Raw genomic sequence first — 22,211 nt, 5'->3', positions numbered from 1 at the left:
AGATCAATTTCTCAACAGGAAGACCGCATGTTCGGCGAGGAAATTGGCTGCAGCCGATGTCGTCAGCTTGTCGCCCGACAGAAACCACGCGTTTTCGACCGTGATTCCGCGCTCTTTCAGGAAGCCGCGAAAATCGTCGATCGTGACATGATGGATATTGGGCGTGTCGAACCATTGTTCGGGCAGCAGCCGGGTCACCGGCATCCGCCCGCCCCACATCAGCGAGGTGCGCACGCGCCAATGCGCGAAATTGGGGAAGGATACGAACGCCTGCCGCCCGATGCGCAACAAATGATCGAGCACGACATCGGGCCGCTTGGCGGTCTGTAGGGTCTGGCTGAGCACCGCATAGTCGAAACTGGCATCGGGATAATCGGCCAGGTCGATATCGGCATCGCCCTGGATCACGGATAATCCGCGCGACACGGCGGCGGCAACATTGCCCGGCACGATCTCCAGGCCGCGCGCATCGACCCCGCGTGTGTCGCGCAGCGCCGCCATCAGCGCGCCGTCGCCACAGCCGACATCGAGCACACGCGCGCCTTGCGCAACATGCTCGGCGATGATCGCAAGGTCGGGGCGAAGCGTCATTTGGCGGTCACGCACCGGCCCTCAAAAATCCATCGGCCACCCGATTGAGTTCGGGCGATTCAAGCAGGAATGCATCATGCCCGAACGGGCTCGATAGTTCGACAAAGCTGACCGGCGCGCCGGCGGCGTTGAGCGCATGTACGATCGCGCGCGACTCGCGCGTCGGATAGAGCCAGTCGGTATCGAAGCTGACCAGGCAAAAGCGCGCGCGCGTCCCCTTGAACGCGCTGGCGAGATGCCCGCCATGCTCCTCCGCCAGGTCGAAATAATCCATCGCCCGCGTGATATAGAGGTACGAATTGGCATCGAAGCGATCGACGAAACTGATTCCCTGGTGGCGCAGATAGCTTTCGATCTGGAAATCCGCGTCGAAGCCAAACGACTTTGCGCCATCGGGCCGGTCGGGCCGAGCCTGCAGCCGCCGACCGAATTTCTCGGTCAGTCCCGCTTCCGACAAATATGTGATGTGCGCTGCCATGCGCGCCACGGCGAGCCCCGCCGCGGGTGGATCGCCCCCGCCATTCTCGCTGCTATAATACTCGCCGTCGCGCCATTTCGGATCGGCCATGATCGCCTGGCGACCGACCTCGTGAAAGGCGATGTTCTGCGCCGAATGGCGTGCCGCCGATGCGATCACCACCACTGCTTTGACCCGTTCGGGAAAGGTCGCCGGCCAGCTCAGCGCTTGCATCCCGCCCATCGACCCGCCGACAACGGCATGCAGCACGCCGACCCCGAGATGATCGAGCAGCATTGCCTGCGCGCGCACCATGTCGCGGATCGTGATCACCGGAAACGCCATGCCCCAAGGCGCCCCGGTTGCGGGATTGACGCTCGCCGGCCCCGACGATCCCATGCAGCTGCCCAGCACATTGGCGCAGACGATGAAATGGCGTGCCGGGTCGACAGGGCTACCCGGCCCAACCATGCGCGCCCACCAACCTGGCTTGCCGGTGATCGGATGATCGCTCGCGACATGCTGATCGCCAGTCAGCGCGTGACAGATCAGGATCGCATTGCCGCCATCGGCGTCGAGACTGCCATAGGTTTCGTACGAGATATCGACCGGCGACAGCAGCCCGCCGCCATCGAGCCGCAGCGGCCCGGGCAGGGTGACATGGCGCGCAAGGCCGAAGCGTTGATCGGTGTCGGACACGGTGATCGCGCTAGCGAGTTCGCTGGCAATTGTGAACACCTCCTTCTCCCGAAAACAGCCCGCATCCTTGTCAATTCGCCGCCACGCGTTATGCCGCGCGGCCATGACCGCACCCCAAAATCTCAAACCCATGCCCAAACCCTGGATCATGGCGATCGCGCCTTACATTCCTGGCCGCTCGACCACCGATGACGGCCGCAAGGTCGCCAAGCTCTCGTCGAACGAGAATCCGCTCGGCACCTCACCCAAGGCGCGCGAAGCGTTCGCCGCGGCCAAGACCTCGCTCGAGCGTTACCCCGACGCCAGTGGCGCGATCGTGCGCGAGGCGCTGGCGGAGAAACACGGTCTCGATCCGCTACGCGTGATCTATGGCAACGGTTCGGACGAAATCCTTCATCTTGCGGCCGGCGCGTTCGCGGGGCCGGGCGACGAGGTGATCTTCGTCCATTACGGCTTCTCGGTCTATGAAATCGCCGCGCGCCGCGTCGGTGCGGTGCCGGTGATCGCACCCGACAAGGATTATGCGACCGATGTCGACGCGATCCTCGCCTGTGTCACGGATCGCACCCGGATCGTCTATATCGCCAACCCCAACAACCCGACTGGAACCTATTCGCCGGCGAGCGAGATCGCGCGGCTCCATGCCAGCCTGCCCGGCGATGTCTTGCTCGTGATCGACCAGGCCTATGCCGAATATCTCGCGCCCGAGGATGAAGACGGGGGCATGGCGCTGGCGACGACCACGCCCAATGTGCTGGTCACGCGCACCTTTTCGAAGATTCACGGCCTGGCCGCCGAACGGATCGGTTGGGGTTATGCCTCGGCTGCGATCGTCGAGGCGCTGCACCGCATCCGCCTGCCCTTCAACATCACAATTGCGGGCCAGCATGCCGCGGTCGCGGCGGTTGGCGATGGCGATTTCGTCGAACATACCCGCTCGCACAACGCGATCTGGCGTGTCTGGTTTGCGGATCAGATCGCGTCGATGGGGAATGCCGGCCTTCGCGCCGTGCCGTCCAAGGCAAATTTCATCCTCGTCCTGTTCGAAGGGGCACTGACCGCAGAGGTAGCGTACAAGGGGCTGATGGACGCGGGCTATATCGTGCGCTGGTTGCCCGGACAGGGCCTGCCGCACGGCCTGCGCATCACTATCGGCACCGAAGAGGAGACGCGCGGCGTCGCTGCGGCTTTGCGCGCTCTGGTCGACAAGAGCGCCTGATGCTCCCGTTCGCGCGCGTCACGATCATCGGATTGGGGCTGATCGGCTCCTCGATCGCGCGCGCGGTGCGTCAGACCATGCCGACGGTACGGCTGACCGGGCATGATGCCGATCCGGGGGTGCGCGCTACGGCTGACGCGCTGCAATTGTGCGACGACATCGCCGACACTGCCGGCGCGGCGGTGATCGATGCCGATCTGGTGATCCTGTGCGTGCCGGTCGGCGCGATGGGCGCCGCCGCCGCCGATTTCGCCGCCGATCTGCCCGCCGATGCGATCGTCAGCGATGTCGGGTCGTGCAAGGCGGAGGTCGCGCGTGCGCTCGGTGAGGCATTGCCCGGCGCGACGATCGTGCCGGCGCATCCGGTTGCGGGCACCGAACGCAGTGGCCCCGAGGCGGGCTTCGCCACGCTGTTCCACAAGCGCTGGTGCATCATTACGCCAATCGATGGCACCGATCCGGTCGCGGTCGAACGTGTCGCCGAATTCTGGCGTCGGCTTGGCGCCGATATCGAATTGATGGCACCCGATCATCACGACCGCGTGCTCGCGGTAACCAGCCATTTGCCGCATCTGATCGCCTACACGATCGTCGGCACCGCCTCGGACCTGGAGGAAGTGACGCAGTCGGAGGTGATCAAATATTCCGCCGGCGGTTTCCGCGACTTCACGCGCATCGCCGCGTCCGACCCGACGATGTGGCGCGATGTGTTCCTGTCCAACCGCGAAGCGGTGCTCGATATGCTGCAACGCTTCTCCGAGGACCTGACCGCGCTGCAGCGCGCGATCCGGCTCGGCAAAGGTGACGAACTGTTCGACCATTTCGAACGCACACGGGCGATCCGGCGCGGCATCATCGAACAGGGCCAGGACGATCCCGCACCCGATTTCGGGCGCAGCCACGACTGACGTCAGTCCGATTGACGGACATCACCGGGCCTTAAGCGAAATCGTCGATCTATTCAGCGCTGCGGCACATCCAGCGAATTGATCGCGGCATGGACGCGCGCTTCGGCTTCCGCGCGCGGCAGGCCGGGCGGGATCACCTCACCGAAGAGGAATGTGACCACGCCGGGCTTTTTCGGGCCATTTTTGGGCCAGACCAGCCCGGAATCGATCGCGATCGGGACGACCGGAATCTTGAGCATCTGATAGAGCCCGGCAAAACCCGCGCGCAGCGGCGGCTGTTCGCCCGGCGGCACCCGTGTGCCTTCGGGGAAGATCAGGATCGACCGCCCCTCGGCCAGCGCAACCCGTGCCTCGCGCAGCATCCGGCGCAACGCTCCTGCGGATGCCTCGCGATCGACGACGATGACGCCATAACGTCGTGCCGCCCAGCCCCACACGGGAATGCTCGCCAGCTCCTGCTTCATCACGATCGCCGGTGTCTTGAGCATCCTGCCGAGCTCGAGTGTTTCATACACCGCCTGATGTTTGGCGGCGTAGATCACTGGCCCGCCACCAAACTGGAGGCCCTCGATATTCTGGTTGATGCCCAGGATGTTGCGCGTCGCCCAATGATGAAAGAGAGTCCAGAAATGCGTATTGCGAATGATCGCCTTCCGCCCGAACAGCGCGCTGATCGGTGTGACCAGCACGATCGGCACCGACACGGTGTAAAAGATCAGCCTGAACAACAGGGTACGCAGGCCGTTCATTGTCCGATTCCGATCCCCAGGGCCGCTAGCCAAAGCGCCACGCGACGCAGCAACAACTTGTTATATTCGGCGATGAGCAGCGCGAAGCGCGGATTGCTCGGCACGCCGTCACCGACCACCGTGGCATCGTCGCCCAGCGCATAGACCAGTTCGAGTTGCGCACGTGCGACGTGCCAGTCCGACGTCACCAGTCGCACCGATTTGTAGTGATGCTCGCGTACCCAGCGCGCGGTCTCTTCGGCGTTGGAGCGCGTGTCGACCGCCTCGTGCCCCAGGTCGATGCAGCATTCGAACAGCTTTAACGAGCTCTTGTACGCGACCGCCAGTTCGACCGGCCGCACCTCGGGCGCGACGCCGCTGATCAGCATGCGTTTGGCCGCCTTGGCCTTCAGCAACACCAGGCCACGGTCGATCCTTCCGGCGCCACCGGTCGGCACGACGATCGCGTCGGTCTTCACATCGTCGAGCGGCTTGGGCAAAGCGAGCATGAATAGCGCAAAGCCCAGCAGCCACAGGATCGCCGCGACGCATAATGTGCGCCAGATCAAAGCACTTTCCTCAGCACGCCGAGCACCGCGGTCCGCGCCGCGAAGGTCGCGAGCAACGCAAAGCCGAACGGCAATAAAGCAAGCAGTGCCCAATCGCTTGGGTCGAGTGTCAGCCCGCTGAGCAGATCCGAGCCGAGCGCGCCGAGCTGTATGCCGATCAGCCCGACCATGCCGCCGGCCAGCATTGTGCCGATGACGCCACCGAGCAATGTGTCGAGCGCGATGCGCCGCTGAAACAGCCGGGCGACCTGAACATCGGTCGACCCCAGCATATGCAACACCTGGATCGTATCGCGGTGCGTTTCTAGACCCGCGCGCGCGGCGAGGATGACCACCGCTGCGGTCGCCAACGCCATCAACAGCACCAGCGCTGCGGCAAGCCCGGTGACCATCGCCATGAAATTGCTGATCGGCGACATCCAGCTTTCGTGGCGATCGACCCGCGCCGCCGGTGCCGCCGCCTGCACTGCTGCTGTGACTCGCGCGACTGCGGCGTCGCTGCTGCTGCCAAGATCGACATCGATCATCGCCGGGATCGGCAAGTCGGGATCGGCACCGTCCGGACCGAGCCAGGGACGAAGCAATGACGCCAGTTCGACGCGATCGACCAGGGTCGCCTTGCTCACTTCGGGCAAGCCGCGCAGCGTGGCGACCGCCGCGGTGGACTGTGCGTCGCGGATGTGCTCGACCGGCTCGACGATCTGTACCGTCAGCCGCCCGGCAAGCTGGCGGTCGAGCAGATCGGCGGCCGACCGCGTGCCCAGGCCGAGCGCGCCGGCCAGCACCGTCAGGAACAGCATGATCGCCATGATCCACATCATCGCGCGCGTGCCCCGGCTTTCGTCGAGCAGGCGGCGATCGGCGGCCGACGGGATCAGCCGGACACTCACGTCTCGTCCCCGGTGGCGACCGGCGGGAAGCGCAGCGAGCCGGTCGGGTCGAGCAGGCGGCCGCTATCGAGCCGCATCATATGCGCGCCGGGAATCCGCCCGAGCAGATGGAAGTCGTGCGTCGCGACCACCACGGTGGTGCCGAGCCGGTTGAGCGATTCGAACAGATGCAACAGCCGCTCGGCCATATCGGGGTCGACGTTACCGGTCGGCTCGTCGGCGACGAGGATCTCCGGCCGGCCGATCACCGCGCGGGCGATCGCGACGCGCTGCTGTTCGCCGCCGGACATGGTACGCGGCTTGGCTTCGACCCGATCGGACAGTCCGACCCAGGCGAGCATTTCGCGCACCGGCGCTTCGACATCGCTCTCCGGCACGCCCGAGACGCGTAGCGGAAGCGCGATATTGTCATAAGCCGACAGATGCGGGATCAGGCGGAAATCCTGGAACACCACGCCGATGCGCCGGCGGAATCCGGGCAGACGCTTGCGTGGCAAGGTCACCGCATCCTCGCCGAACAGCCGGATCAGCCCGCGCGTCGGCCGTTGCGCCAGATAAAGCAGCTTGAGCAATGATGTCTTGCCCGCACCGGATGCGCCGGTGAGGAAATAAAAGGAGCCGCTCGACAGCGTGAAGCTGACGTCGGACAGCGTTTCCTGGCCCGTGCCGTAACGCAGCCCCACATTTTCGAACTGCACGATATTGGCCATTACCGGCGCACGCCCACTCACTCTTTGATTTGCCCCGCCCCCGCCATCGCACGTTCGCACCCGCGGCATCAAGCATGGCGCGCAGGGCTCGCCCCGGACGAGCAGGACTGGCCCCAGAAGACTTGCCATGGCGGGTCATCGGGTGTTTAGTTTTGGGTCACCAGCCGGGCGTCATCCGGCGGCCGTAAAGCGTCCAGCCATGATCCTCGAATGCCCCGAATGCCGTACCCGATACCTCGTTCCCGACTCTGCGATCGGGGCCGACGGAAGAACGGTGCGCTGCGCCAGCTGCAAGCATAGCTGGTTCCAGCCGGGTGCGGTGCTCGACCTGGTCGCCCTCGCCGAGGCGGAACCCGAACCATCGGACGCCGAACCCTTTCCCAACCCGACCCCCAAACCGCCCAGTGCGCCCGCCGCGCAGGCTTACGCGCCGTCGCCACCCCCGCCACAGATAGCGCCTGACCCGGCTTATGCGGGCGACGACGATGATTACGACGCCTTCGCGCACCGCGCGCCGTTCCGCCCGCGGCGCAACCCCGCACGGCGGTGGACGGCGATCGCGCTGGGCGCCGGCGTCGCCATGCTGATCGGGATCGGCATATTGCTCTATGTCGATGCGCCGAGCCTCATCACGCGGCTCGGCATCCCGCTGGCCGAGGCAGAGACGCCGCTCAGGCTCGTGGCGAACAAACCTGACCGCCGCGACCTGCTTAGCGGCAGCCAGTTGTTCGCGGTCAGCGGCAAGGTGGTCAACCCGACCGACACGCGCCAGTCGGTGCCCGATATCCGTGCGGAGCTGCGCGACTCGCAGGGGCGGCTGGTCTATAACTGGACGATCCGGCCCGACGCGACGGTGTTGCCGCCGCGCGGCTCGATCGAATTCAACAGCGCCAAGCTCGACGTGCCGGTCAATTCGAAGGAGCTGGTGCTGAGTTTCTCCGGAGCAACCCCGCGCTGATCATCGACAAGCATATGCCGCGCAGAATGGCGCGGTACCCGCGATGCGTTCCCCGGTTGCTATCTGTCGAAGCGCTTGCTAGGGGCGCTCCCCTACCAGCTGCCGGGCTTGTCCGGCGGTGTTTCACGTGCGGCCGTGGCGGAACTGGTAGACGCGCAACGTTGAGGTCGTTGTGGGCGAAAGCCCGTGGAAGTTCGAGTCTTCTCGGCCGCACCACTCACTACAAACCGTCATGAATGGGGACGTTTCGGAATAGGCCGAATGCCCCGAGTTGCCGGACGACGCGATGCGTCGGCACTTTCGCTGCGACCGGGCAGCCAATGCGCGATATCTTACGATCATTGCCTGATCGAGGATTCGCGCCACGCAATTCCGTCCCGATAGCTCTGCGTTCCTTGGATTGCCGCGATTGAACACGAAGCTTACAGTAGCGTTATGCAACTCATGCACGGCACACGGCCGCGCTGCTGAAAGCCGCCCCGCCCTTGTCCCTGCCCCGATCATTGCCCGTTTCCGCCTATCTCAACGCGATCGGCACCGCTGTTCCGAGCCATGATATCCATCACGCTTTCATCGCTTGGGCGCGTGAGCGGTTGGCCGATCCGCGCGTCGCCAAGCTGTTCGATCGCATGGCCTCGCGCTCGGCGATCGGGCATCGCTGGTCGATCCTGCCACCGACCGGCGAGGGTGGATCGCCGGTCGATGCCGATGGTTTCTATGCCGATGCGATCCTGCCCGGCACCGCGGCGCGGATGGCGATCTATGCCGATGCCGCACCCGCACTCGGCATCGCCGCGATCGAAGCGCTGGGCGCTCGCGAAAAACTCAACGACATTACACATTTCGTGGTGGCCAGCTGCACCGGTTTCGTCGCGCCCGGCATCGATCAGATCGTTGCGCGGCGGATCGGCCTGTCGCCCTCGGTCGAGCGGCTGCTGATCGGTTTCATGGGCTGTTACGCTGCGGTCGCGGCGTTGCGCACCGCGCGCCATATTGTCCGCTCCGATCCCGCCGCACGCGTGCTGGTGCTGTGCGTCGAACTGTCGACGCTGCATCTGCAGGATGTGGCGGAGATCGAGCCGCTGCTTGCGATGCTCCAGTTCGGCGATGGCGCGGCGGCCGCGCTGGTCACCGGGGAGCCGGGTGGTTTCGTCATCGGAGAGCCGTTCGCGACCACCTTACCCGATTCGGAAGGCCTGATCCGCTGGGACATCACCGATCGCGGTTTCGCGATGCATTTGTCGGGCGAAGTGCCGGCGCGAATCGCCGCCGGCCTTGCCGATCCGGTCTTTGCGCAGGCAGCGACCGGCGGTCGCGATCCGGCCGGGATCGACGGCTGGGCTGTCCATGCCGGCGGTCGTTCGATTCTCGATGCGGTCGAAGGCGCGCTGCATCTGCCGCCGCGGGCGCTGACCGCGTCGCGTGGCGTGCTTGCCGACAATGGCAACATGTCGTCGGCGACCTTGATGTTCGTACTCGCCCGGCTGCTTGGCGGCCCCCCAGTCGCCGATGGGGTCGCGCTGGCCTTCGGCCCCGGCCTTGCCGCCGAGGGTTTCGGTTTCAGGAGCGCGGCATGAGCCTCGCTGTCCGCGCTCAGGCCGAGGAACTGATGGACGCCGAGGATCTCGACGCCGGCATCTATGCCGATGTCGTCGGCGATCTCGCCCGGGTCAATGTCGTGACGATGGCGGCGCGCCCGACGCTCGACTTCCTCAAGCGCGGCGTGTGCGGCATAACCCGCTTCCGCTTGCTCGATGTCGGTTTCGGCGACGGCGACATGCTTCGCCGGATCGCGCGCTGGGCGCAGCGGAGCGGTATCGCTGCCGAGCTGGTCGGAGTCGATCTCAATCCGCGCAGCGCGCTCGCAGCGCGAGCGCATACTCCCGACGGCATGGATATCGAATATGTCACCGGCGACTATGCGGATCATGCGGAGGGCTGGGACTTCGTGATCAGCAGCCTCGTCGCGCACCATATGACGCACGGCCAGCTGATTGGCTTCCTGCGCTTCATGGAGGCGAAGGCGGCGAAGGGCTGGCAGGTCAACGACCTCCACCGCCACGGCTTCGCGTATCGGGGTTTCCCGATCCTGGCGACATTGGCGCGGTGGCATCCGATCGTGCGGCACGATGGCCAGCTCTCGATCGCACGCTCCTATCGGCCGGCCGAATGGCGGCCAATCCTCGCCGAAGCTGGCATCACCGATGCGCGGGTCAAACGCGTCTTTCCCTTCAGGTTATGCGTCGAGCGCCTGCGCTGATCGTCGGCGGCGGGCCGGCAGGGGCGAGTGCCGCGATCGTCCTCGCACGCGCAGGTATGCCGCATCTGCTGATCGAGCGTAGCCGCGATACGGGTGATGCGCTGTGCGGCGGCTTCCTGAGCTGGCGCACACTCGATTCGCTCGCCAGTCTCGGCATCGACCCGCAAGCGCTCGGCCCGGCCCGGGTTACGCGGGTCCGCTTGCTCGCTGGCGATAAGGTCGTCGAAGCACTGCTGCCGCGTCCGGCGCATGCCGTGTCGCGCCACCATCTCGACACGCTGTTGCTGGCCCGTGCCGAGGCGGCGGGTGCATCGATCGAGCGTGGCATCACGGTCAAGACGATCGAAAGTCGCGCCGCGCGACTTGCTGATGGCACGGAGATAGCGACCGACGCGCTGTTCCTGGCCAGCGGCAAGCACGACATTCGCGGGCTCGCCCGCCCCGAATCGGCGCGCGGCAAGGATCCGACGCTGGGTCTGCGCGTCCGGCTCGGGCCATCGCCGGCGCTCGACCGGATGATCGGCGACGCGATCGAACTCCATCTGTTCGACCGTGGTTATGCCGGGATCGTGCTGCAGGAAGACGGCACGGCCAATCTGTGCATGGCGGTGCATCGGTCGCGGCTGACCGAGGCGGGCGATCCGGAAAAGCTGCTCGAAGCGCTCGGCCGCGAACTGCCGCGCCTCGGCGAGCGGCTGGCCTGGCGTGTGCCGGGTGGTCCGATCGATGCGGTCGCCAATGTTCCCTATGGCTGGCGCGCAAAGCTGGGTCAGGCGGGGTTGTTCCGGCTCGGCGATCAGGCTGGCGTCATACCGTCACTTGCCGGGGAAGGTATGGGCATTGCGATTGCCAGCGGCATTCGAGCGGCCGGCGCCTATGTGGCCGGTGGCGCGCCAGCCGCGACTGCGTTTCAGCAGCGGCTTGCACGCGACCTGTCCCGCCCGATCGGCCTGGCTGGATTGATCCGCGATGGTGCCGAATCGCCGCGTATCGCCCACGCGGTCTTGCCGATCGCGCGCGCCGCACCATTTTTGATCGAGATTGTCGCGCGACTTACCCGGATCGGGCATAATCGCGCGGGCGCATCGTTTCCCCTGATTTAAGGTTTACCTGATGGATCATCTGACCCTGTCCGAAGCCGAATGGCGCAAAAAACTGTCTCCCGAGCAATATCATGTCCTGCGCGAGGCAGGGACAGAGCCCGCTTTTTCGGGCCGCTACAATAACAACAAGGCCGACGGCGTGTATCGCTGTGCGGGATGCGCGACGCCCCTTTTCGATAGCGTCGATAAATATGATTCGGGTTCGGGCTGGCCGAGCTTCACCCAGCCGATCGCCGCGGAGAATGTCACCGAACATCGTGACGTCAGCCATGGCATGACGCGGATCGAGGCGCGCTGTTCGAAATGCGACGGCCATCTTGGCCATGTCTTTCCCGATGGGCCGCCGCCGACCGGACTGCGTTACTGCATGAACTCGCTCAGCCTCGACTTCAAACCGCGCAGCGACGCCTAACGGCGTTTTGGCTGCGCAGGCGGTGCCGGCCCGCTCCCCTCCCGGCAGGCCCGTAAAACTAGCGTCTATCGGGACCGAAGTTCAGCCGTCGCGTCACGTTATAATCGAGCACCGCCATCACGAAATAGGCCGCGGCCTGTTTCACCCTTCGCCATGGCGTGGTGCGGATCTTGTACAGTGCCGGCGTGATCGCCTCGGATTCGGCGATCTCGCCCTCGACATAGGCGCGGGCGTGCGCGGCGAAGGCAGGGTCGTCGATCCGCAGCATGATTTCCAGATTGAGGAACATGCTGCGGATGTCGAAATTGGCCGACCCGACATAGGCTACATCATCGATCACGAAGAGCTTGGTGTGCAGCTTGGTGGTCAGATATTCGTAGATTTGCACGCGCTTGCGCAGCAACCCGGCATAAGTGAAGCGCGACGCCCAGATCGATGCGCCATGATCGTTCTTCGACGGCAACACGATACGCACCCGACCACGTTTGCCGACCCGGTCGAGCCGGGTGAGCATCGCCGGGTTGGGCGCGAAGTAACCCGCGATGAGGTCGAACCGCGCTGCGGTGCGCATGTCGCGCTTGACCGTGCGCGCCCAGGGCGAGAGCTGCCGCGTCGGCCCGCCAAGCAGCCAGCGTGCGGTGCCGTGCGGCTCGCTCCAGGTGTCGAGCATGTGGCGCAGCGATCGCATCGACCCCTTGGGCTTCTTCGCCCAGCGCGACAATGCGTCGAAATATCCCGCGAGCCGGGTCGCCGCCGGCCCTTCGACCAGCAGTCCCAGGTCGCGCCACGCCTGTTCGGCCGGCGTGCCGAAATAACTATCCTGGATATTGAAGCCGCCGATGATGACGCGCGCGCGATCGAGCAATTCGGCATCCGCCAGCGCGAGCTTCTGGTGATTGCGCAACAGATAGCGCCGCCCCCAGCGCGGCACGAATCGGCACACCGCGACGCCCGCCGCGTCGAACGGTTCGAAGAAATGGCGCTGGGCGGCCTGTTCGCTGCCCAGCCCGTCGACGATCAGCGAGACCGCGACCCCGCGTCCTGCCGCGGCGATTAGCGCCTGGCGTACGCGCGTGCCCGCTTCGTCGTCGACATAGATGTAATAGAGCATCCGCAGAGTGCGTTGAGCGCCATCGATCAGCGCGATCAGCGCCTCGATCCGTCTTGGTCCGGTATCGAGCATGGTCAGGCGATTGCCCTCCACGGTGAAGCTCGGCTGGGCGGGCGGGTCGATCATCGGTTCGGTGATGGCGGTCCGATGCGGTGCGGGCAAGCTGGATTCCTTGACTCTTCGAAGGTCGCGCCCTAGATCGCGGCGCTTCATCTCATCGTCGTAACGAAGGAAAGCCATTCATGGCGCGCGTCACTGTCGAAGATTGCGTCGACAAGATTTCCAACCGGTTCGATCTGGTTCTATTTGCCGCCCAGCGTGCACGCCAGATTTCGGGTGGTGCCGACCTCACGATCGATCGCGATCGTGATAAGAACCCGGTCGTCGCGCTGCGCGAGATTGCCGAGGAAACCGTCAAGCCGCCGCATCTCGAAGAGGCGGTGATTTCGGGTCTGCAACGCGTCCAGGTCGATGACGAGGACGAGGCGGATGCCGTCGGCAGCATCGCCGCATCGGCCGAGGCGCTCCGCCTCACCGCCGCCGCGCCGCCGCGCAACCAGAATCTGGGCGCCGATTACGAGGGCTGAGCCCCGATCGGTTTCTCACGAACAAAGAGCCCGGGACGAAAATCCCGGGCTTTTTTGTGTCCGGCGTGGACCGCAGACATGCCGTTCGGCGCGTTTCCATATCTGCTGTGATAGCGGGCTTTGAACAGCGCTTGAATCGCGCGGGCGACTGGGGCGGGAGATATGTCACACCCTATGTGTGACATATCTCCGGAGCGCAGAGATATGGGACACCGGATTGTCGCATATTTGAGGTGCGAGGCGGGCGAGGCATTTTATTGACCTGCTCTTCGGCAAGGCCGGGGCCGCAGGCCGGCGGTCGCTACTCGTCTTCGACCTTGTCCCGCCGTCCCTTGAAGCCCTGCGCAACGACATACCATTCCGAGGACCCCTTGCGGCTCGCCGGCGGTTTGGCGTGCTTTACCGTGGCGAAGTTGCGCTTCATCTCGGCGACGAGCGCGGCATCCGCGCCGCCCGCAAACACCTTGCCGATGAACGCGCCATTCGGTTCCAGCGTTTCGATCGCAAAGGCCAGTGCCGCCTCCACCAGCGCCATCGTGCGCAGCGCATCGGTCTGCGGATGGCCGACGGTGTTGGCCGCCATATCCGACAGGACGAGATCGGGCGCACCGCCCAGTTCTTCGATCAGCTTCGCCGGCGCGGCATCGTTCATGAAGTCCATTAGCAGGATGACGACATTGTCGATCGGATCGACCGGCAACAGATCGATGCCGACGATCGCCGCCTTGGGATTCTGCCGCCCGACTACCTGACTCCATCCGCCCGGCGCGATGCCGAGATCGACGACGCGCCGTTTGCCCTTGATGAAGTTGAAGCGCTCATCGAGCTCGATCAGCTTGTACGCCGCGCGGCTGCGATAACCGTCGGCCTTGGCGCGCTTGACGTACGGATCGTTCAATTGCCGTTCGAGCCAGCGCGTCGATTGCGGCGTGCGCTTGCGCGCGGTCTTGACCCGGACGCGCAAGCCGCCCCCATCTTTACTCACAACCGGTCTCCCCGCATCAGGCGGCGCAATATGCCTTCGCGAATGCCGCGATCGGCGACGCCAAGCCGTTCGGCCGGCCATAGATCCATGATCGTCTCTAGTATCGCGCATCCGGCCACGACCAGGTCGGCGCGCTCGGTGCCGATGCACGGCAGGGTGGCCCGCTCGTTCAGATCCATCCGCGACAGATCGGCGCTGATCCGGCGCATTGATGCAGCCGGCACGATCAGGCCATCGACCTGCGACCGGTCATAGTGCGACAGGCCGAGATGGACGCTGGCCAGAGTCGTCACCGTGCCCGAAGTGCCGAGCAGCCGTGGTCCGTCGAGATCACGCGGCAACCGGCTGGCGAACTCGGCAAAACTCTCCGCGATCAGCGCCCGCATTCGTGCATAAAGCGCGAGTCGCCCTTCCGCGCCGACAGCTTGGCCGGCATGTTCGGTCAGCGAGACGACGCCCCAGGGCGCGCTGTGCCAGTCGAGCACCTTGGGCACGACTGGTCGCGTATCGACCAGCACCAGCTCGGTCGATCCGCCGCCAATGTCGAAAATCAAAGCGGGGCCATCGCCTGGCTCGAGCAGCACATGGCAGCCGAGCACCGCCAGACGCGCTTCCTCCTCGGCCGAGATGATGTCCAGATGGATGCCTGTCTCGGCATAGGCGCGGGCGATGAAGTCGGGTCCGTTCTCGGCGCGACGGCATGCCTCGGTCGCGACCGAGCGGGCCAGCGTGACGTTGCGGCGTTTGAGCTTGTCGGCGCAGACCTTCAGCGCGGACAGCGTGCGGTCGATCGCCGCATCGCTCAGCCGCCCGGTCGCGGCGAGACCCTCGCCGAGCCGCACGATGCGCGAAAAGGCGTCGATCACGGCAAAGCCGTCACCCTGGGGCCGCGCGATCAGCAGCCGGCAATTATTGGTGCCAAGGTCGAGCGCCGCATAATGGCGCGCCTCCGGCCAGCGCGCACGCGGGCCTCCCTGGGCCTTGTTCGCGGGTCCCTTGCCAGGACTCGGCGCCGGACGGGCAGGATTCTCCTGCCGGTACGGCATTCTGGGCGACTGATCCCCCATGCCGTTCACACTCACCATTCTGTTCTGCCCGTCGCGGACGCGAGATGCGTCCGTTCGGTGGTTGACCGGGATGCTAGCGCAGCATGACAGTAGCGGCAAGCGAGCGGACCCCGGGGCCACCGCGTCGGTTGACAGCCCAGAGGGCTACGCCTATCTCGCGGCCCGCTGTTGCCCCGTCGTCTAAAGGTAAGACTACGGACTCTGACTCCGTTAATTGAGGTTCGAATCCTCACGGGGCATCCAGCTTTCCTTTGATTTATGGGTCGATCCCGTGCCGCGCGTTGCCGTTGTGCCGGACCTCATGCCGCGCGATAGCCAGTCCGGAATAGACCCTGCGCGGGTTAGCCACTGAGATCATACGCGAAAATAAGTATCTGCGATCGTTTCTTCATGATAGCCAATGGCCGGCGACCCATATCAACAAATGGGCGACAGGAGAGACGATGAAAGTCGATGAGATTGGCCTGGTCGCCGATGTGGGGCGACATGCAGTGCGCTTCGCCTTGACGGGTGGCGAGCCGGGCAACGGCCTGCGCAACGTGCAAAGCTACAACACAGCCGATCATTCGACTTTCACCAGTGCGCTGCTCTCCTATCTGGATCAGGTCGGGCTGCGCGACAAACCGATACCGAGCGTGCTTGCCATCGCGGGTTCGGCGCGGGGCGACCTTATCAATCTCACCGGCAGCCGCTGGTATATCTCCCTCTCCGGAGTGGAGGCGGTGTTGCGCGTGCGCCCCCGGGCGCTGAACGAATGCGCGGCCAGTGCGCTGGCTTTGACGACAATGGGCTCAGCTTCCTTCCGGGCGATCGGATTGCGCGCGACCAAGCCGGTTCAGCCGGGCGGCAATTATCTCATCGTCAGCGTCGGCACCGGCCTTGGCGTCGCCGCGCTGATCACGGGGGCAGATGGCCGCCTGACCGCCGTGCAGAGCGAAGCCGGGCATATGGGGTTTACGCCAGCCAATGCGAACGAACAGAAATTTGCCGCCTTCATGCGCGGCAAGGGCCCGTGGAGCGCCGAGACCTTGTTGAGCGCGAGCGGATTGGTCAACGCCTATGCAGCACTTGCCGAGAATGGCAAAAGCGTCGCGACGCCGGAAGAGGTCACGCGCTCGATCGGCCGCGACCCGGTCTCGGCCGCCGTGGCGAAAATGGTCGCCGGTTATCTCGGCGCGTTCATCGGCGATGTGGTCCTGGCGTTCGGCGCGTGGGAGGGTGTGTTCCTGACCGGGCCGATCATACGCTCGCTGGCCGGGGAGTTGACCGATACCGGTTTTCGCAGCCGGATCGAGGCGAAAGACGCGTTCCGCCGACAACTTGGCGATGTCCCGGTCACATTGGTCAATGGCTCGGACCTCGAACTTCTCGGTGCCGCCGCCGCGCTGCATCTGACCAGCCAGTAAATTTCACTGACTCGACCGCTGCGCGTCGCGATAACGGGCATTAATCGGGAGACTGACGATGCGCCAGGCGACGTCGATCATAGAGACGAGGACGGCAGGGATCGGCCTGGTCGAGCTGAGCCGGCAGGTGACGGACTGGGTCGGCGCGCAGGAGATGGATCACGGGCTGCTGACGCTTTTCTGCCGTCACACATCGGCATCGCTGCTGATTCAGGAAAACGCCGCCCCCGAGGTCCGCTCCGATCTGGAAGATTTTTTCGCGCGCCTCGTGCCGGAAGATCGGACGCTTTATCGCCATGACGATGAGGGACCGGACGACATGCCCGCGCATATCCGCGCGGCGCTGACTCAGTCTCAGCTATCGATCCCGCTGATCGCCGGAGAATTGATGCTCGGCACCTGGCAGGGCATCTATCTGTTCGAGCATCGCCGCCGGCCGCATCGACGCTCGATCGCGCTGCATCTGATCGGCGACTGACAATCGCTCCCTTGCCGAAACTGACGCTGATATCTGCCGCTAATTCGCCTCGCCCAGCAATTCCTTCGCGGTTTCGGTGGTCCAGTCCATCCCACCGACCATGCGCCACACTTCCTTGCCTGACGAATCATATAATATGCTGGTCGGCAGGCTCGCCTGATAGGTGGTGCTGAGCGCCACGTTCGGGTCGAGATAGGGTTTGAGATTCTTCAGCCCTGCCTTGGCGAAGAACGGCGCCACCTTGGCCGCGCCGTCCAAATCCTGGCTCGCCGCGATCACTGTCATCCGCCCGGCGACCGCATCGAGCGTCGGCATCTCGGCGACGCACGGTGCGCACCAGGTCGCCCATAGATTGAGCAGCAGCGGCTTGCCGGTGAAATCGGCGATCGAGGTCGTGGTGCCGGTCGGGGTCTGGAATTTCACGGCGGGCGCCGCCTCGCCCTTATGGCTGCGATCGAGCGTGCCGATCGTGTCGACCATGACCTTTTCGCTTTCCTTCGACCCGCTTGTCGTTCGCGCGGCGCTCGATTCCTGCTGCGCGTTTGTTGCCGTTACGGCGTTCGCTTGCTCCGAGCCCGAGTCTTGCCTATCGCAACCGCCGGCCATCAGGCCGACACTCAGGAGACAGATGATCGTCGAGCGCAGCGACATTGATGATTCCAATGCAATGTGGGGCGGGCGTTTTGCCGAGGGCCCGGCAGCAGTGATGCGCGAGATAAATGCCTCGATCCCATTCGACAAGCGGCTGTGGCGCCAGGATGTCGCGGGATCCAAGGCGCATGTCGCGATGCTGGGCGCGCAGGGCATCGTTTCGGCCGAGGATGCGGCGGCGATTTCGGCCGGGCTCGACCAGGTCGCGGCGGACTACGAAGCAAACGGCGTGGCCGAGGATCTGACGCTCGAAGACATCCATATGCAGACCGAAGCGAAGCTCGCCGCAGCGATCGGCCCGGTCGCGGGCAGGTTGCATACCGCGCGTTCGCGCAATGACCAGGTCGCGACAGATTTCCGGCTCTGGGTGCGCGATGCGCTCGATCAGGCCGGCGCGGCGCTGGTCGCGTTCCAGCAGGCACTGCTGAACCGTGCCACAGAGCATGCCGACAGCGTCATGCCCGGCTTTACCCATTTGCAAAGCGCGCAACCGGTGACGCTCGGTCATCATCTGATGGCCTATCACGAGATGATCGCGCGCGACCGCAGCCGCTTTGCCGATGCGCGGTCGCGGCTCAACCGCTCGCCGCTCGGCTCGGCGGCGCTGGCGGGAACGGGGTTCCCGATCGACCGTGAGGCGACGGCGGCGGCGCTCGGCTTCGATGGGCCGATGCGCAATTCGCTCGACGGGGTCAGCGACCGCGACTTCGCGATCGAATATCTCACCGCTACCGCGCAATGCGCATTGCATCTGTCACGGCTCGCCGAGGAATTCATCCTGTGGGCGTCACAGCCTTTTGGTTTCGTCTCACTGTCCGATCAATGGTCCACGGGTTCGTCGATCATGCCGCAAAAGCGCAATCCCGACGCGGCCGAGCTGGTGCGCGGCCATTCGGGGCGGATCATCGGTTGCCTGACCGCGCTGATGATCACCATGAAAGGCCTGCCGCTCGCCTATTCGAAGGATATGCAGGACGACAAGCCGCCGGTGTTCGAAGCGCATGACCTGCTCGGACTGTCGATCGCGGCGATGACTGGCATGGTCGACAGCGCGACCTTCCGCACCGATCGCATGCGCGCGGCGGCGGAGGCAGGTTTCTCGACCGCGACCGATCTGGCCGACTGGCTGGTGCGCGAAGCCGGCGTGCCGTTCCGCGAGGCACACCACATTACCGGAAGTGCTGTGAAGCGGGCTGAAGAATTGGGCGTGGCGCTCGACAAATTATCGGTCGCCGATCTGCAGGCGATCGATGCGCGGATCGACGCGAGCGTGTATGACGTATTGAGCGTCGATGCATCGGTTGCCAGCCGGACGAGCTTTGGCGGCACTGCACCGTCGCGAGTACGGGCGGCGATAGCGGCGGCGCGAGAGGGAGACGGTCAGTGAGAAATGCTGCGAAGAATGCCGCGAAATACGCTGTCGTGCCGATCGCGCTGGCGCTGGCCGGATGCGGTGCGGCGGCCGGGCTCAAGCCCGCGCCGGGCGAGAAACTGCCCGTCGCGCCTTACGGCGCCAAAGCGACCCCGACAGCCAAACAGTTGTTGCAGTCGAACAACCAGGCGCGACCCGAACGCAGTGACGACTTGCTGAAGAGCTCGGATGAGCGGCGCAGCGACGAATTCGACCTTCCTCCCTCGAATTGACGGTTTCACCGATGGATAATTTTACGCCGGTGAACGGCGCGCTCCATGCCGAGGGCGTGGCGCTCTCGACCATCGCCGCTGCGGTCGGCACGCCGGTCTATGTCTATTCGACCGCCGCGTTCCAGCGCCATGCGCGCGCATTTCGCGAGGGGCTGACCGGCGCGGGCGTGACCCGCATCCATCTCGCCTATGCAATCAAGGCCAATCCCAACCTTGCCGTGCTGCGCGTGCTCGCCAATGAGGGCTATGGTGCCGACGTCGTCTCGGGTGGCGAGATGATGCGCGCGCTGGCCGGGGGCATGCCGGCGAAGGACATCGTCTTTTCGGGCGTCGGCAAGACGCGCGAAGAAATGACCGCCGCGCTCGATGCCGGGATCGGCCAGTTCAATCTCGAACTCGAAGAAGAGGGCGAAGTGCTTGCTGCGCTGGCACATGCACGCGGGCTGCGCGCGCCAGCCACCTTGCGCGTCAATCCCGACGTCGATGCCGGCACGCATGCCAAGATCTCCACCGGGCGCAAGGAGAACAAATTCGGTGTGCCGATCGACCAGGCGGTCGAGATGTATGGCCGTCTAGCGGAACTCGATGGGCTTAGCCTGCACGGCATCGCGATCCATATCGGCAGCCAGTTGCTCGACCTTGCCCCGCTCGAGGCGGCCTATACGCGGATCGGCGCGCTGATCGCGGAACTGCGCAAGTTCGGCCATTTCATCACCCGGGTCGATCTCGGTGGAGGTCTTGGTGTCGTGTACAAGGACGGCGATGTGCCGCCGAGCGCGGCCGATTATGGCGCGATGGTCGCGCGGGTGACGAAGGATTGGGATGTCGAGCTGATGTTCGAGCCCGGCCGGCTGATCGTCGCCAATGCCGGCGTGCTGCTGACCAAGGTGATCTGGGTCAAGCCCGGCGCGATCAATCCCTATGTCATCGTCGATGCGGCGATGAACGACCTTGCTCGGCCCGCGCTCTATGACGCGTGGCATGATTTCGCTGCAGTACGCCCCGACGGCAAGCGCATGACCGCCAATATCGCCGGGCCGGTGTGCGAAAGCGGCGACACATTCGCGATGGGACGTGACATCGACGCGGTCCATTCGGGCGATCTGGCGGTGTTCCGCAGCGCCGGGGCATATGGCGCGACCATGGCGAGCACCTATAACAGCCGCGCGCTGGTGCCCGAGGTACTGGTCGATGGCGACCGCTTCGCGGTAGTTGCCGATCGTATCCAGCCTGAGACGATCCTCGCCGCCGAACGCCTGCCTGACTGGCTCAGAGCCGACAAGGTCGCGGGATGAGCTGGCACAGCCTGCCGCTGTTCGTGCGGCTGGCGGGCCGGCCGGTGATCCTGCTCGGCAAGGGCGAGGCGGCGGACGCGAAGCGGCGCTTGCTCGAACGCGCCGGGGCGATGGTCTGCGACGAGAATGCCGAAGCGGTGCTGGCGATCGTCGCGATCGAGGACGACGATGATGCGAGAGCAGCGGTCGGGCGGCTGAGGGCGCGGAATATCCTGATCAATGCGGTCGACCGACCCGATTTGTGCGACTTCACCCTGCCGGCGATCGTCGACCGCGATCCGGTGCTGATCGCGATCGGTACTGGCGGTGCATCGGCAGGACTTGCGGCAGCGCTGCGTCAACGGCTGGAGACGGCGCTCCCCGCGACCTTGGGCGTGTTGGCGACGGCGCTGTCCGCCGGTCGCGGGGCGATCCGGCGGCGCTATCCCGATTCGGGCGATCGCCGCCGCGCGTTGGGCGGCGCATTTGCCGAAGGCGGCGCGCTCGATCCGTTTCGTGCGACGGAAGGGGCGGTCGATGCGTGGATCGAGGCCAGCAACGATGCGAGCCGAAGCATGCTGGTCGAGATCGCGCTGACGTCGCCCGATGCCGACGATCTGACGCTGCGTCAGGCAAGGGCGCTGGCGCTTGCTGATCGGGTCTATCATCGCGCCGATGTTCCGGCCGCGATCCTCGATCGCGTGCGGGCGGATGCGGCACGGATCGAATGCGATGCCCCGCCAGCGGATCCCGGAGAAGGGCTGTCGGTCGATCTGAATCTGGCCGGTTAGAGCCTTTCCGGTTTAGACGGTACCGCCCTCCGCAGCCTTTGGGTTGGCACCGAATCGACGTAAGTCGCAAAGACGCTAGACGCCCAGGCTCAGCCGTTCAACTTCGTCATTGAGTGCGCGGATCGACGCGATCAGACGCATCCGGTCGGCGCGCGTTTCGGCGAGTTCGGAGCGTGCTTCGCCCAGTTCCATCGCGCGCGAGGCGATCCGTGCGTCGAGTGTGGCATTGGAGCGCTTCAAGTCGTTGATCCTCCGCGCGCGCGCCAGGGTGCGCTCAATGCGTGCGGCAAGGACTTCGAAGGCAAAGGGTTTGGCGACATGATCGTCGGCGCCAGCCGCAAGCGCCTCGACCGCCGCCGCCGGGTCGCTGCGACCGGTCAGCATGATCACCGGCAAGTCGGCGGTTTCGGGATTGCCGCGAATCTCGTGCAGCACGGTGATGCCCGACATGCGCGGCATGACCATGTCGAGCAGGACCAGGTCGAACCCGCGCGCCGCGATCAAGTCGAGCGCGTCGGCGCCATTGTCGCTGAGCGCGGTCAGATAACCGAGATGCGAGAGGCGCCGGCCGATCACGCCGAGATTGGTGCGACTGTCGTCAACCGCGAGGATCGTGCGCAGCGGGCCGTTTCGCGATGCCGCCGGTTGTTCGAATAGCTCCATGATCGACCCGTTTCGCTGATGATCAGTCGAGCCTATCGGGCGGCGGTCAT

General features: G+C 65.1%; 25 protein-coding genes and 2 tRNA genes. 16 read left to right on the top strand and 11 right to left on the bottom strand.

Annotated features, from left to right (window positions below):
• Positions 1-3 precede the first annotated feature (3 nt).
• A complete protein-coding gene (gene metW, locus ACVWZA_RS00560) occupies positions 4-591 on the bottom strand; it encodes a methionine biosynthesis protein MetW (RefSeq protein ID WP_457310030.1) in 588 nt (195 codons plus the stop codon).
• Positions 592-598: 7 nt separating this feature from the next.
• Entirely contained in the window at positions 599-1,777 is a 1,179-nt protein-coding gene (gene metX, locus ACVWZA_RS00555) for a homoserine O-acetyltransferase MetX (RefSeq protein WP_457310029.1), read from the bottom strand.
• 73 nt (positions 1,778-1,850) lie between these two features.
• Between metX and hisC the strand changes: the two genes are divergently transcribed.
• Complete coding sequence (gene hisC, locus ACVWZA_RS00550) at positions 1,851-2,966, top strand: histidinol-phosphate transaminase (protein ID WP_457309194.1); 1,116 nt, start codon at positions 1,851-1,853, stop codon at positions 2,964-2,966.
• Positions 2,966-3,874: a prephenate/arogenate dehydrogenase family protein gene (locus ACVWZA_RS00545; RefSeq protein WP_457309192.1), complete on the top strand. Its 909-nt coding sequence runs from the start codon at positions 2,966-2,968 to the stop codon at positions 3,872-3,874. Before hisC ends, ACVWZA_RS00545 begins: the two co-directional genes overlap by 1 nt.
• Positions 3,875-3,927: 53 nt before the next feature.
• On the opposite strand, the gene ACVWZA_RS00540 is transcribed toward ACVWZA_RS00545, so the two are convergent.
• From ACVWZA_RS00540 to ftsE, 4 genes are read right to left on the bottom strand one after another with little or no spacing between them, the layout of a single operon-like run.
• Positions 3,928-4,623: a lysophospholipid acyltransferase family protein gene (locus tag ACVWZA_RS00540; protein WP_457309190.1), complete on the bottom strand. Its 696-nt coding sequence runs from the start codon at positions 4,621-4,623 to the stop codon at positions 3,928-3,930.
• A complete protein-coding gene (locus ACVWZA_RS00535) occupies positions 4,620-5,171 on the bottom strand; it encodes a YdcF family protein (protein WP_457309188.1) in 552 nt (183 codons plus the stop codon). The genes ACVWZA_RS00540 and ACVWZA_RS00535 overlap by 4 nt, the downstream gene beginning before the upstream one ends.
• The gene (locus tag ACVWZA_RS00530; RefSeq protein WP_457309186.1) at positions 5,168-6,061 is read right to left on the bottom strand and encodes a cell division protein FtsX; all 894 of its coding nucleotides are present in this window, start codon (positions 6,059-6,061) and stop codon (positions 5,168-5,170) included. The genes ACVWZA_RS00535 and ACVWZA_RS00530 overlap by 4 nt, the downstream gene beginning before the upstream one ends.
• Positions 6,058-6,771, bottom strand: coding sequence for a cell division ATP-binding protein FtsE (gene ftsE / locus ACVWZA_RS00525; RefSeq protein WP_457310028.1), 714 nt, complete (start codon positions 6,769-6,771; stop codon positions 6,058-6,060). The genes ACVWZA_RS00530 and ftsE overlap by 4 nt, the downstream gene beginning before the upstream one ends.
• Positions 6,772-6,970: 199 nt before the next feature.
• Here ftsE and ACVWZA_RS00520 point away from each other — a divergent pair, with 199 nt between their 5' ends.
• The 6 genes from ACVWZA_RS00520 (at position 6,971) to msrB (ending at position 11,504) form a co-directional block, all read left to right on the top strand.
• Complete coding sequence (locus tag ACVWZA_RS00520) at positions 6,971-7,729, top strand: MJ0042-type zinc finger domain-containing protein (protein WP_457309184.1); 759 nt, start codon at positions 6,971-6,973, stop codon at positions 7,727-7,729.
• Between the two features lie 129 nt (positions 7,730-7,858).
• Positions 7,859-7,945 (top strand) — tRNA-Leu (locus tag ACVWZA_RS00515).
• A 269-nt stretch (positions 7,946-8,214) separates the two neighbouring features.
• The gene (locus ACVWZA_RS00510) at positions 8,215-9,306 is read left to right on the top strand and encodes a type III polyketide synthase (RefSeq protein ID WP_457309182.1); all 1,092 of its coding nucleotides are present in this window, start codon (positions 8,215-8,217) and stop codon (positions 9,304-9,306) included.
• Complete coding sequence (locus tag ACVWZA_RS00505) at positions 9,303-9,989, top strand: methyltransferase domain-containing protein (protein ID WP_457309180.1); 687 nt, start codon at positions 9,303-9,305, stop codon at positions 9,987-9,989. Before ACVWZA_RS00510 ends, ACVWZA_RS00505 begins: the two co-directional genes overlap by 4 nt.
• The gene (locus tag ACVWZA_RS00500) at positions 9,968-11,092 is read left to right on the top strand and encodes an NAD(P)/FAD-dependent oxidoreductase (protein WP_457309178.1); all 1,125 of its coding nucleotides are present in this window, start codon (positions 9,968-9,970) and stop codon (positions 11,090-11,092) included. The genes ACVWZA_RS00505 and ACVWZA_RS00500 overlap by 22 nt, the downstream gene beginning before the upstream one ends.
• A 10-nt stretch (positions 11,093-11,102) precedes the next feature.
• Positions 11,103-11,504 (top strand): peptide-methionine (R)-S-oxide reductase MsrB, encoded by a 402-nt coding sequence (gene msrB / locus ACVWZA_RS00495; protein WP_457309175.1) that lies wholly within the window; start codon positions 11,103-11,105, stop codon positions 11,502-11,504.
• Between the two features lie 58 nt (positions 11,505-11,562).
• Here the strand turns inward: msrB and ACVWZA_RS00490 are convergent, their stop codons facing one another.
• On the bottom strand, positions 11,563-12,741 hold the full coding sequence (locus ACVWZA_RS00490; RefSeq protein WP_457310027.1) for a phospholipase D-like domain-containing protein: 1,179 nt from the start codon (positions 12,739-12,741) through the stop codon (positions 11,563-11,565).
• Positions 12,742-12,857: 116 nt separating this feature from the next.
• Between ACVWZA_RS00490 and rpoZ the strand changes: the two genes are divergently transcribed.
• Positions 12,858-13,202, top strand: a complete 345-nt coding sequence (gene rpoZ, locus ACVWZA_RS00485) for a DNA-directed RNA polymerase subunit omega (protein ID WP_034156969.1) — start codon at positions 12,858-12,860, stop codon at positions 13,200-13,202.
• A 301-nt stretch (positions 13,203-13,503) separates the two neighbouring features.
• On the opposite strand, the gene ACVWZA_RS00480 is transcribed toward rpoZ, so the two are convergent.
• Positions 13,504-14,187: an RlmE family RNA methyltransferase gene (locus ACVWZA_RS00480; RefSeq protein WP_457309173.1), complete on the bottom strand. Its 684-nt coding sequence runs from the start codon at positions 14,185-14,187 to the stop codon at positions 13,504-13,506.
• Positions 14,184-15,233 (bottom strand): Ppx/GppA phosphatase family protein, encoded by a 1,050-nt coding sequence (locus ACVWZA_RS00475; RefSeq protein ID WP_457310026.1) that lies wholly within the window; start codon positions 15,231-15,233, stop codon positions 14,184-14,186. Before ACVWZA_RS00475 ends, ACVWZA_RS00480 begins: the two co-directional genes overlap by 4 nt.
• 190 nt (positions 15,234-15,423) lie before the next feature.
• On the opposite strand from ACVWZA_RS00475, the gene ACVWZA_RS00470 reads away from it, so the two are divergent.
• The 3 genes from ACVWZA_RS00470 (at position 15,424) to ACVWZA_RS00460 (ending at position 17,138) form a co-directional block, all read left to right on the top strand.
• Positions 15,424-15,497, top strand: a tRNA-Gln gene (locus ACVWZA_RS00470).
• 200 nt (positions 15,498-15,697) lie between these two features.
• Positions 15,698-16,660, top strand: coding sequence for a glucokinase (locus tag ACVWZA_RS00465; RefSeq protein WP_457309170.1), 963 nt, complete (start codon positions 15,698-15,700; stop codon positions 16,658-16,660).
• A gap of 58 nt (positions 16,661-16,718) precedes the next feature.
• Complete coding sequence (locus tag ACVWZA_RS00460) at positions 16,719-17,138, top strand: secondary thiamine-phosphate synthase enzyme YjbQ (protein WP_457309168.1); 420 nt, start codon at positions 16,719-16,721, stop codon at positions 17,136-17,138.
• A 39-nt stretch (positions 17,139-17,177) separates the two neighbouring features.
• On the opposite strand, the gene ACVWZA_RS00455 is transcribed toward ACVWZA_RS00460, so the two are convergent.
• Positions 17,178-17,618 (bottom strand): TlpA family protein disulfide reductase, encoded by a 441-nt coding sequence (locus ACVWZA_RS00455; RefSeq protein WP_457309166.1) that lies wholly within the window; start codon positions 17,616-17,618, stop codon positions 17,178-17,180.
• Between the two features lie 187 nt (positions 17,619-17,805).
• Between ACVWZA_RS00455 and argH the strand changes: the two genes are divergently transcribed.
• From argH to ACVWZA_RS00435, 4 genes are read left to right on the top strand one after another with little or no spacing between them, the layout of a single operon-like run.
• Entirely contained in the window at positions 17,806-19,176 is a 1,371-nt protein-coding gene (gene argH, locus ACVWZA_RS00450; RefSeq protein ID WP_457310025.1) for an argininosuccinate lyase, read from the top strand.
• On the top strand, positions 19,173-19,433 hold the full coding sequence (locus tag ACVWZA_RS00445) for a hypothetical protein (RefSeq protein ID WP_457309164.1): 261 nt from the start codon (positions 19,173-19,175) through the stop codon (positions 19,431-19,433). The genes argH and ACVWZA_RS00445 overlap by 4 nt, the downstream gene beginning before the upstream one ends.
• Positions 19,434-19,444: 11 nt before the next feature.
• Positions 19,445-20,728 (top strand): diaminopimelate decarboxylase, encoded by a 1,284-nt coding sequence (gene lysA / locus ACVWZA_RS00440; protein ID WP_457309162.1) that lies wholly within the window; start codon positions 19,445-19,447, stop codon positions 20,726-20,728.
• Positions 20,725-21,498, top strand: a complete 774-nt coding sequence (locus tag ACVWZA_RS00435) for a precorrin-2 dehydrogenase/sirohydrochlorin ferrochelatase family protein (RefSeq protein WP_457309159.1) — start codon at positions 20,725-20,727, stop codon at positions 21,496-21,498. The genes lysA and ACVWZA_RS00435 overlap by 4 nt, the downstream gene beginning before the upstream one ends.
• A gap of 75 nt (positions 21,499-21,573) precedes the next feature.
• Here the strand turns inward: ACVWZA_RS00435 and ACVWZA_RS00430 are convergent, their stop codons facing one another.
• Positions 21,574-22,161 (bottom strand): response regulator, encoded by a 588-nt coding sequence (locus ACVWZA_RS00430; protein WP_457309157.1) that lies wholly within the window; start codon positions 22,159-22,161, stop codon positions 21,574-21,576.
• Between the last annotated feature and the right edge of the window lie 50 nt (positions 22,162-22,211).

The sequence above is a fragment of the Sphingomonas sp. UYAg733 genome (assembly GCF_054057355.1).
Note: the sequence above shows the minus strand (reverse complement) of the source record. Positions and strands in the feature narration are given on the sequence as shown.

Excerpts from the sequence above, each read along its gene's own strand:
- metW (WP_457310030.1), bottom strand. The coding sequence starts at position 591 with ATGACGCTTCGCCCCGACCTTGCGATCATCGCCGAGCATGTTGCGCAA.
- ACVWZA_RS00545 (WP_457309192.1), top strand. The coding sequence starts at position 2,966 with ATGCTCCCGTTCGCGCGCGTCACGATCATCGGATTGGGGCTGATCGGC.
- ACVWZA_RS00430 (WP_457309157.1), bottom strand. The coding sequence starts at position 22,161 with ATGGAGCTATTCGAACAACCGGCGGCATCGCGAAACGGCCCGCTGCGC.
- ACVWZA_RS00475 (WP_457310026.1), bottom strand. The coding sequence starts at position 15,233 with ATGCCGTACCGGCAGGAGAATCCTGCCCGTCCGGCGCCGAGTCCTGGC.
- ACVWZA_RS00465 (WP_457309170.1), top strand. The coding sequence starts at position 15,698 with ATGAAAGTCGATGAGATTGGCCTGGTCGCCGATGTGGGGCGACATGCA.
- rpoZ (WP_034156969.1), top strand. The coding sequence starts at position 12,858 with ATGGCGCGCGTCACTGTCGAAGATTGCGTCGACAAGATTTCCAACCGG.
- ftsE (WP_457310028.1), bottom strand. The coding sequence starts at position 6,771 with ATGGCCAATATCGTGCAGTTCGAAAATGTGGGGCTGCGTTACGGCACG.
- msrB (WP_457309175.1), top strand. The coding sequence starts at position 11,103 with ATGGATCATCTGACCCTGTCCGAAGCCGAATGGCGCAAAAAACTGTCT.
- ACVWZA_RS00540 (WP_457309190.1), bottom strand. The coding sequence starts at position 4,623 with ATGAACGGCCTGCGTACCCTGTTGTTCAGGCTGATCTTTTACACCGTG.
- ACVWZA_RS00505 (WP_457309180.1), top strand. The coding sequence starts at position 9,303 with ATGAGCCTCGCTGTCCGCGCTCAGGCCGAGGAACTGATGGACGCCGAG.
- hisC (WP_457309194.1), top strand. The coding sequence starts at position 1,851 with ATGACCGCACCCCAAAATCTCAAACCCATGCCCAAACCCTGGATCATG.
- ACVWZA_RS00490 (WP_457310027.1), bottom strand. The coding sequence starts at position 12,741 with ATGATCGACCCGCCCGCCCAGCCGAGCTTCACCGTGGAGGGCAATCGC.
- ACVWZA_RS00455 (WP_457309166.1), bottom strand. The coding sequence starts at position 17,618 with ATGGTCGACACGATCGGCACGCTCGATCGCAGCCATAAGGGCGAGGCG.
- argH (WP_457310025.1), top strand. The coding sequence starts at position 17,806 with ATGTGGGGCGGGCGTTTTGCCGAGGGCCCGGCAGCAGTGATGCGCGAG.
- ACVWZA_RS00520 (WP_457309184.1), top strand. The coding sequence starts at position 6,971 with ATGATCCTCGAATGCCCCGAATGCCGTACCCGATACCTCGTTCCCGAC.
- ACVWZA_RS00500 (WP_457309178.1), top strand. The coding sequence starts at position 9,968 with ATGCGTCGAGCGCCTGCGCTGATCGTCGGCGGCGGGCCGGCAGGGGCG.
- ACVWZA_RS00435 (WP_457309159.1), top strand. The coding sequence starts at position 20,725 with ATGAGCTGGCACAGCCTGCCGCTGTTCGTGCGGCTGGCGGGCCGGCCG.
- ACVWZA_RS00460 (WP_457309168.1), top strand. The coding sequence starts at position 16,719 with ATGCGCCAGGCGACGTCGATCATAGAGACGAGGACGGCAGGGATCGGC.
- lysA (WP_457309162.1), top strand. The coding sequence starts at position 19,445 with ATGGATAATTTTACGCCGGTGAACGGCGCGCTCCATGCCGAGGGCGTG.